8 protein-coding genes are annotated in these 6572 nt (G+C 72.9%); all 8 read left to right on the top strand.

Annotated features, from left to right (window positions below; genetic code table 11):
* Positions 1–77 precede the first annotated feature (77 nt).
* The 8 genes from hprK (at position 78) to ptsP (ending at position 6554) form a co-directional block, all read left to right on the top strand.
* Entirely contained in the window at positions 78–1043 is a 966-nt protein-coding gene (gene hprK / locus MNZ27_RS11135; RefSeq protein ID WP_242394121.1) for an HPr(Ser) kinase/phosphatase, read from the top strand.
* Entirely contained in the window at positions 1040–1921 is an 882-nt protein-coding gene (gene rapZ, locus MNZ27_RS11130) for an RNase adapter RapZ (protein WP_242394120.1), read from the top strand. The genes hprK and rapZ overlap by 4 nt, the downstream gene beginning before the upstream one ends.
* A gap of 111 nt (positions 1922–2032) precedes the next feature.
* Entirely contained in the window at positions 2033–2452 is a 420-nt protein-coding gene (locus tag MNZ27_RS11125) for a PTS sugar transporter subunit IIA (protein WP_242394119.1), read from the top strand.
* A 39-nt stretch (positions 2453–2491) separates the two neighbouring features.
* Positions 2492–2986 carry a PTS sugar transporter subunit IIB gene (locus tag MNZ27_RS11120; RefSeq protein ID WP_242394118.1) on the top strand — a complete coding sequence of 165 codons (495 nt, stop codon included), beginning with the start codon at positions 2492–2494 and terminating at the stop codon, positions 2984–2986.
* 16 nt (positions 2987–3002) lie between these two features.
* Positions 3003–3698 carry a PTS sugar transporter subunit IIC gene (locus MNZ27_RS11115; RefSeq protein ID WP_242394117.1) on the top strand — a complete coding sequence of 232 codons (696 nt, stop codon included), beginning with the start codon at positions 3003–3005 and terminating at the stop codon, positions 3696–3698.
* Positions 3695–4492, top strand: coding sequence for a PTS system mannose/fructose/sorbose family transporter subunit IID (locus MNZ27_RS11110; RefSeq protein WP_242394116.1), 798 nt, complete (start codon positions 3695–3697; stop codon positions 4490–4492). Before MNZ27_RS11115 ends, MNZ27_RS11110 begins: the two co-directional genes overlap by 4 nt.
* 2 nt (positions 4493–4494) lie before the next feature.
* Positions 4495–4767: an HPr family phosphocarrier protein gene (locus MNZ27_RS11105; protein ID WP_242394115.1), complete on the top strand. Its 273-nt coding sequence runs from the start codon at positions 4495–4497 to the stop codon at positions 4765–4767.
* The gene (ptsP, locus tag MNZ27_RS11100) at positions 4764–6554 is read left to right on the top strand and encodes a phosphoenolpyruvate--protein phosphotransferase (protein ID WP_242394114.1); all 1791 of its coding nucleotides are present in this window, start codon (positions 4764–4766) and stop codon (positions 6552–6554) included. The genes MNZ27_RS11105 and ptsP overlap by 4 nt, the downstream gene beginning before the upstream one ends.
* The last annotated feature ends 18 nt before the right edge of the window (positions 6555–6572 follow it).

Here is a 6572-nt window from a genome sequence, read left to right as displayed (position 1 = left end):
GACCGCCACCGCCGGCGCCCCCGCGGGCGCTCGGCGAGTGGCGGGCCCGGGTTTCGCCGGGTTACACTCCGCCCGGCATGGACGCGATCCGCGTCGGGGCCCTCCTCGACGACTCGAAATTCGACCTCCAGCTCACGCTGGTCGCGGGCAAGCAAGGGCTCTCGCGCCGCATCAGCTCGTCCCGCATCCAGAAGCCCGGGCTCGTGCTCGCCGGCTTCACGGAGTACCTGCACAAGGAGCGCGTGCAGGTCTTCGGCAACACGGAGATGAGCTACCTCGGGACGCTGCCGCGCGATCGCGCGGTGGCGATGCTCCGGAACTTCTTCTCCCAGGACATCGCCTGCCTCGTGGTGACGAAGGGGCTCGACGTCCCGCCGGAGATGAGCGCCGCGGCGGAGGAGGCCGGCGTGCCGCTGCTCCGCACCACCCACCTCTCCTCGAACTTCATCGAGTCCGTGCAGAACTGCCTCGAGGACGTCCTCACCGCCCAGACCTCGATGCACGGGGTGCTCCTCGACGTCTTCGGCGTCGGGATCCTGCTGCTCGGCAAGTCGGGCATCGGCAAGAGCGAGATCGCGCTCGACCTCGTCATGCGCGGCCACCGGCTGGTCGCCGACGACATCGTGGACGTGAAGCGCCGGACGCCGGACTCGGTGGTCGGGGCGGGCTCCGAGATCATCAAGCATCACATGGAGATCCGGGGGCTCGGCATCATCAACATCAAGGACCTGTTCGGCGTCGCCTCGATCCGGGACCGCAAGAAGATCGAGATCGTGCTCGAGCTGGTCGAGTGGGATCCGCACGTCGAGTACGACCGGCTCGGGGTCGAGGAGAAGAAGTTCCGGATCCTCGACGTGGAGATCCCGATGCTCATCGTCCCGGTCCGGCCGGGGCGCAACATGACCACCATCGTGGAGGTGGCCGCGCGCAACCACCTCCTGAAGCTCCAGGGCCACCACTCCGCCCGGGAGTTCCAGGAGCGGCTGAATCGCGCCATCGCCCTCGCGCCGGGGGGACGCGTCGGGGAACTGGACGTCGAATGACCGACACCGCACGCGGCGGCCCCCAGGTCGTCATCATCACCGGGGTCTCGGGCTCCGGGAAGTCCACCGCCCTCCGCGCCCTCGAGGACGCGGGCTTCTACTGCGTGGACAACCTCCCCATCGTCTTCCTCGAGAAGCTCCTCGAGCTCTCCGGGCACACCGCGGGCGAGGTCTCGCGGTTCGCCCTCGTGGTGGACGCGCGCGAGGGGCGCTTCCTCGCGGAGGCCCCCCGGGTGATCGAGGAGCTGCGGCACCAGGGGGCGGACGTCGAGGTGATCTTCCTCGACGCGTCGGACGAGACGCTCGTCCGGCGCTACTCCGAGACCCGCCGCCGGCACCCGCTCTCCGGCGAGGGCGGCACGGTGCTGGACGGCATCGCCGCCGAGCGGGAGGCGCTCGCGGAGCTCAAGTCCATCGCGGACGAGGTGGCCGACACCACCACCCTGAACGTCCACGAGCTGAAGCGGCTGGTCGGGCGGAGGTTCGTCGCCGGCGAGGGCGCGAAGCTCGGCGTGACGGTGGTGTCGTTCGGGTACCGCTTCGGCATCCCCACCCACGCCGACCTGGTGCTCGACGTGCGGTTCCTGCCGAACCCGTTCTTCGTGCCGGAGCTGAAGCCGTTCCCGGGGACCGACCCGCGCGTCGCCGGCTTCGTGCTCGGCCAGCCCGACGCCAAGGCCTTCCTCGAGCGCTTCTCGGAGCTGTGCGGGTTCCTCCTGCCCCGCTACCGCGCGGAGGGGAAGAATTACCTCACCATCGCCATCGGCTGTACGGGGGGGAAGCACCGCTCCGTGGCGATCGCCGGCGCGCTCGCGGAGCGGCTCGAGGCGGGCGGCCAGCCGGTGCGGCTCTGGCACCGCGACGTGGAGAAAGAGTAGCCGGGCGCCGAGGAGCAACCGGACCGAGAGGACGGTGGCCACCGGACCGGCCTGCGGCTATGGTACGCGCGCGCCTGCCGGCGGGGCGCGAACCAGCACGGACAGAGGGTCATGGTCGGACTCGTCGTCGCCACGCATGGAAGGCTCGGGGAGGAGCTGCTCGCCACCGCCCAGGGGATCGTCGGCCGGCTCGAGCAGTGCGAGCCGGTGTCGATCCACGCCGGCTCCTCCATGGAGGACGCCCGGGCGCGGCTCGCCGACGCGGTGAAGCGGGTGGACTCCGGCCAGGGCGTCCTCGTCCTCACCGACATGTTCGGCGGCACCCCCGCGAACCTCGCCCTCACGTTCCTCGACGACCGGCTGGAGGTGGTGACCGGGGTGAACCTCCCGATGATCCTCAAGCTCGCCACGGCCCGGGCGGAGAACGTCTCGCTGCGCGCGGCGGCGGAGCTCGTCACGGCCTACGGCCAGAAGAACATCACGCTCGCCTCGGAGCTCCTCCGCACCCGCGCCCGCAGCACCCGCTCGTAAGCGCCTGAATCCAGGGCGGAGCCCCAGCGTCCCCATCTCGTGATCTCTCTCGTTCGCGTCGACAACCGCCTCCTCCACGGGCAGATCCTCGAGACCTGGGTCCCTCGCCTCGGCATCGACCAGGTGGTCGTCGCCGACGACGACGCGGCCGACAGCGAGCTCGCCAAGGCCGCCATGACGCTCTGCGTCCCGCCCTCGCTGCCGGTCCGGATCGAGCCGATCGACCGGGTGGACTTCGGCGGGCTCGCCGCGGGGCGCGACAAGGTGCTGCTGCTCGTCCGCGACCCCGCCGGGCTCGAGCGGGCCCGCGCCGCGGGCCTGACCCCCGCGCTCGTCCGGAAGGTGAACCTCGGGAACCTCCACTTCGAGCCGGGGCGCAAGCAGGTGACGCCCTCGGTGTTCCTCTCCGCGGCGGAGCTGGACGAGCTGCGATCCCTCGCCGCGCAGGGGTTCGAGGTGGAGGCGCGCGCGATCCCGTCCGAGCCCCCCACCGGGATGGCGGACATCGAACGTCGGTACGCCGCAGGCCGTTAGGTTACACTCTCCCGGCTTGGGTTATCTCGTCCTAGGGCTCGTCGCCGGGCTCGCCGCGGTGGAACGCAAGGGGTTCCTCCAGGGGATGCTGTCGCGCCCGATCGCGCTGGCCCCGCTCGCGGGGTGGGCGCTCGGCGACGCCGCCGGCGGCCTCCTGCTCGCGCCGCCGCTCGAGCTGTTCTGGCTCGGGGCGGTGAACCTCGGCGCGGCGCTCCCGGTCCACGAGGCGCTCGGGACCGCCGCCATCACCGGCGGGGCGGTCCTGGCCGGCCGCGCGCTCGGCGTGCCGGTCTCCCCGGAGATCGCGGTCCTCGCGGTGCTCGTCGCGGCCCCGGTCGCCCTCCTGGGCCGGAAGGCGGACCGGCTCGTCGAGGGATGGAACGAGCGGATCGCCCTCCACGCCGAGGCGGCCCTCGCCGGTCACCACGTGCGGGAGGCGGTGCGCTGCAACCTGTACGGCCTGGCCGCCCCCTTCGCGATCGCGGCGGTGCTCGCGCCCCTGGCCGCGGCGGTGGCGGCCGCGGTGATCCCCCTCCTGCTCCGCGCCGCGCCCGGGGCCGCGGGCCCCCTGCGCGTCGGCTTCTTCGCCCTGGCCGGGCTCGCGTGCGCGGCCGGCGCGAAGGCGCTCCGGGCCCGCGCGGCGCCGCGGTGGTTCTTCGCGACGTTCGCGGGGTGCGCCGTGGCGCTCCTCGTCCTCGGGAGGCTCCGGTGAGCGCCCCCGCCCCGTCCGCCGCGACCGCCCCGGCGAAGGTCCCCCGTCGCAGCCTCGCCCGCGTGTTCTGGCGCAGCCTCTTCCTGCAGGCGAGCTGGAACCGCCGCGGCATGCAGAACCTCGGCTTCGCCTACGCGATCGACCCGGCGCTGCGCGCGCTCTACGCCGAGCCGGCGCGCCGCGAGGAGGCGCTCCGGCGCCACCTCGGCTTCTTCAACAGCCACCCGTACATGGCCGCCGCCATCGTGGGCGGCGCCATCCACCACGAGGAGCGGGTCGCCTCGGGCGTCGAGCCGGCGCGCGGGCCGCTCACGTACAAGCAGACGCTGCAGGGTCCCCTCGCGGCGATCGGCGACGGCTTCTTCTGGACCGCGCTCCGCCCGTTCTTCGGCGCGCTCGCCGCCCTCGGCGCGCTGCTGTTCGGCGCCGCGGCCATCGTCGTCGTGCTCGTCGCCTACAACGCGGTGCACTTCGTCTTCCGGGCCGGGCTCTTCCTCGCCGGGTATCGCCAGGGCGACCGGCTCGTCGCCACCATCGCGCGGCTCTCGCTGCCGGTCGCCGCGGACCGGCTCCGCGCGGCCGGCGCCGGGCTGTGCGGCGCGGCCGCCGCCGTCTTCCTCTTCCGCGCCGGGGCCGCCTCGGGCCCCGTCGCCGCCGCGCTCGCCGCGCTCGCCGCCGGCGCGGGCTACGTCGCGCTCGCGCGGGGCGCGCGGCTCCTCCCCACCGCGTACGTGGCCACGCTCGTGGGGGTCGGCGCGGCCTTCCTCCTCGGTCACCTCCACGGGAGCAGCTAGGGATGCCGCATGTCGAGCGCAGCTTCACGATCGTGAACCAGCTCGGGCTGCACGCCCGGGCGGCCGCACAGCTCGTGCAGACGGCCAACCGCTACCGATCGGAGATCCACGTCGAGAAGGACGGGATGCAGGTCAACGGCAAGAGCATCATGGGCGTGCTCACGCTCGCCGCCGCCAAGGGGTCGCAGATCACGGTATCCTGCGAGGGCGAGGACGCCGAGACCGCCCTGGCGGCGCTCGCGAAGGTGATCGAGGGCGGCTTCGGGGAGAAATGACCGGATCGGGGACCATCCTCGTCGGGCTCGCCGCGTCGCCCGGGATCGCCATCGGGCGCTGCTGGACGGTGGAGCGCCGGAAGGTCCGCACGCCGAAGCGGCGGATCGGGGCCGAGGAGGTCGAGGCCGAGGTCGCCCGGCTCCGGACCGCCCTCGAGGTCTCCGACCTCCAGCTCGCGGACGTCCGCGGGAAGGTCGCCGGGCCGGACGCGGTCGGCGGCGCGGAGCACACCGCCATCATCGACATGCACCGGATGATGCTGAAGGACGAGATGCTCGTCCTCGAGGCGCAGCGGCTCATCCGGGAGGAGCGGCTCAACGCGGAGTGGGCGGTGAAGCGCGCCCTCCGCAAGATCAAGGGCGCGTTCCACGAGCACGCCGACGAGTACTTCAAGGAGCGGCGGGCGGACATCGACTTCGTGGGCGAGCGGGTCATCAAGAACCTGCTCGGCCAGGCGCCGGACGTGGACGAGCAGCCGCCGGAGGGCGCGATCGTCGTCGCGCACGACCTCTCCCCGGCCGACACCGCGCTCCTGCTCCACGAGCGGAAGGTGGCGGCGTTCGTCACCGACGCCGGCGCGAAGACGTCGCACACCGCCATCGTCGCGCGGGCCCTGGAGGTGCCGGCGGTGGTCGGCACCGGCCGGGTGACCGCCTGCGCGAAGCGCGGGGACTGGATCGTCGTGGACGGCGGGCGCGGCCTCGTCGTCATCAACCCGTCGGCCTCGGAGCTCGAGGAGTACGAGGCGGCGCGGGCGCGGCGGCTCGAGGACGAGAAGCAGCTCCTCCAGACCCGCGACCTGCCGGCGCGGACGCTCGACGACGTCACGGTCCGCCTCGCCGGGAACATCGAGTTCGCCGAGGAGGTGCCGAGCCTGCTCGCCCACGGCGGCGAGGCGGTGGGGCTCTACCGCACCGAGTTCCTCTACATGGGCCGGAGCGACCTCCCCGACGAGGAGGAGCACTACCAGAACTACCGGCGGATCCTCGAGGCGCTGGGTCCCCGGCCGGTGACGATCCGCACCTTCGACCTCGGCGGCGACAAGCTCCCCGCCGGCATGCGCGTGAACGCGGACAACCCCGCGCTCGGGCTCCGCGCGATCCGCTATTGCCTGCGCCAGCCGGAGATGTTCCGGGTGCAGCTCCGCGCGCTCCTCCGCGCCTCGGTGCACGGGAACCTCAAGATCATGTTCCCGATGATCTCCGGCGTGGCGGAGCTCCGCGCGGCGCGGCGCGCGCTCGAGGAGGCGCGCGAGGAGCTCCGGCGCGAGGGCGTCCCGATGAAGGACGTGCCGGTCGGCATCATGATCGAGCTGCCCTCGGCGGCGATGATCGCGGACCGGCTCGTGCGGGAGTGCGACTTCTTCAGCATCGGGACGAACGACCTCATCCAGTACACGATCGGGATCGATCGGCAGAACAAGGACGTCGCCTACCTGTACAAGCCGCTCCACCTCGCGGTGCTGCGGATGCTCAAGATCGTGTGCGACGCGGCCCGGGCCGCGGGCGTGCCGGTCTCGATGTGCGGCGAGATGGCGGGCGAGCCGGTGAACGCGCTGGTGCTCCTCGGGCTCGGCGTGACCGAGCTCTCCATGAACGGTCCGTCGATCCCGGTGGTGAAGCGGGTCCTCCGCGCGGCGAAGGCCTCGGACGGGCGGGTGCTGCTCGAGCGGATCCTGTCGATGACGTTCGCCGACGACATCGAGCGCGAGGTCCGGGAGGAGATGACCCGGCGGTTCCCCGGGCTGCTCGAGCAGGAGGCCGCGGTCGGGGCGGTGTCCGGGTGAGCGCGGACGACCACGCGA

The sequence above is a fragment of the Anaeromyxobacter oryzisoli genome, assembly GCF_022690765.1.
GTDB classification, from domain to species: Bacteria; Myxococcota; Myxococcia; order Myxococcales; family Anaeromyxobacteraceae; genus Anaeromyxobacter; species Anaeromyxobacter oryzisoli.
This window is presented reverse-complemented; position numbering and strand designations above follow the sequence as displayed.

Excerpts from the sequence above, each read along its gene's own strand:
- hprK (WP_242394121.1), top strand. The coding sequence starts at position 78 with ATGGACGCGATCCGCGTCGGGGCCCTCCTCGACGACTCGAAATTCGAC.
- rapZ (WP_242394120.1), top strand. The coding sequence starts at position 1,040 with ATGACCGACACCGCACGCGGCGGCCCCCAGGTCGTCATCATCACCGGG.
- MNZ27_RS11125 (WP_242394119.1), top strand. The coding sequence starts at position 2,033 with ATGGTCGGACTCGTCGTCGCCACGCATGGAAGGCTCGGGGAGGAGCTG.
- MNZ27_RS11105 (WP_242394115.1), top strand. The coding sequence starts at position 4,495 with ATGCCGCATGTCGAGCGCAGCTTCACGATCGTGAACCAGCTCGGGCTG.
- ptsP (WP_242394114.1), top strand. The coding sequence starts at position 4,764 with ATGACCGGATCGGGGACCATCCTCGTCGGGCTCGCCGCGTCGCCCGGG.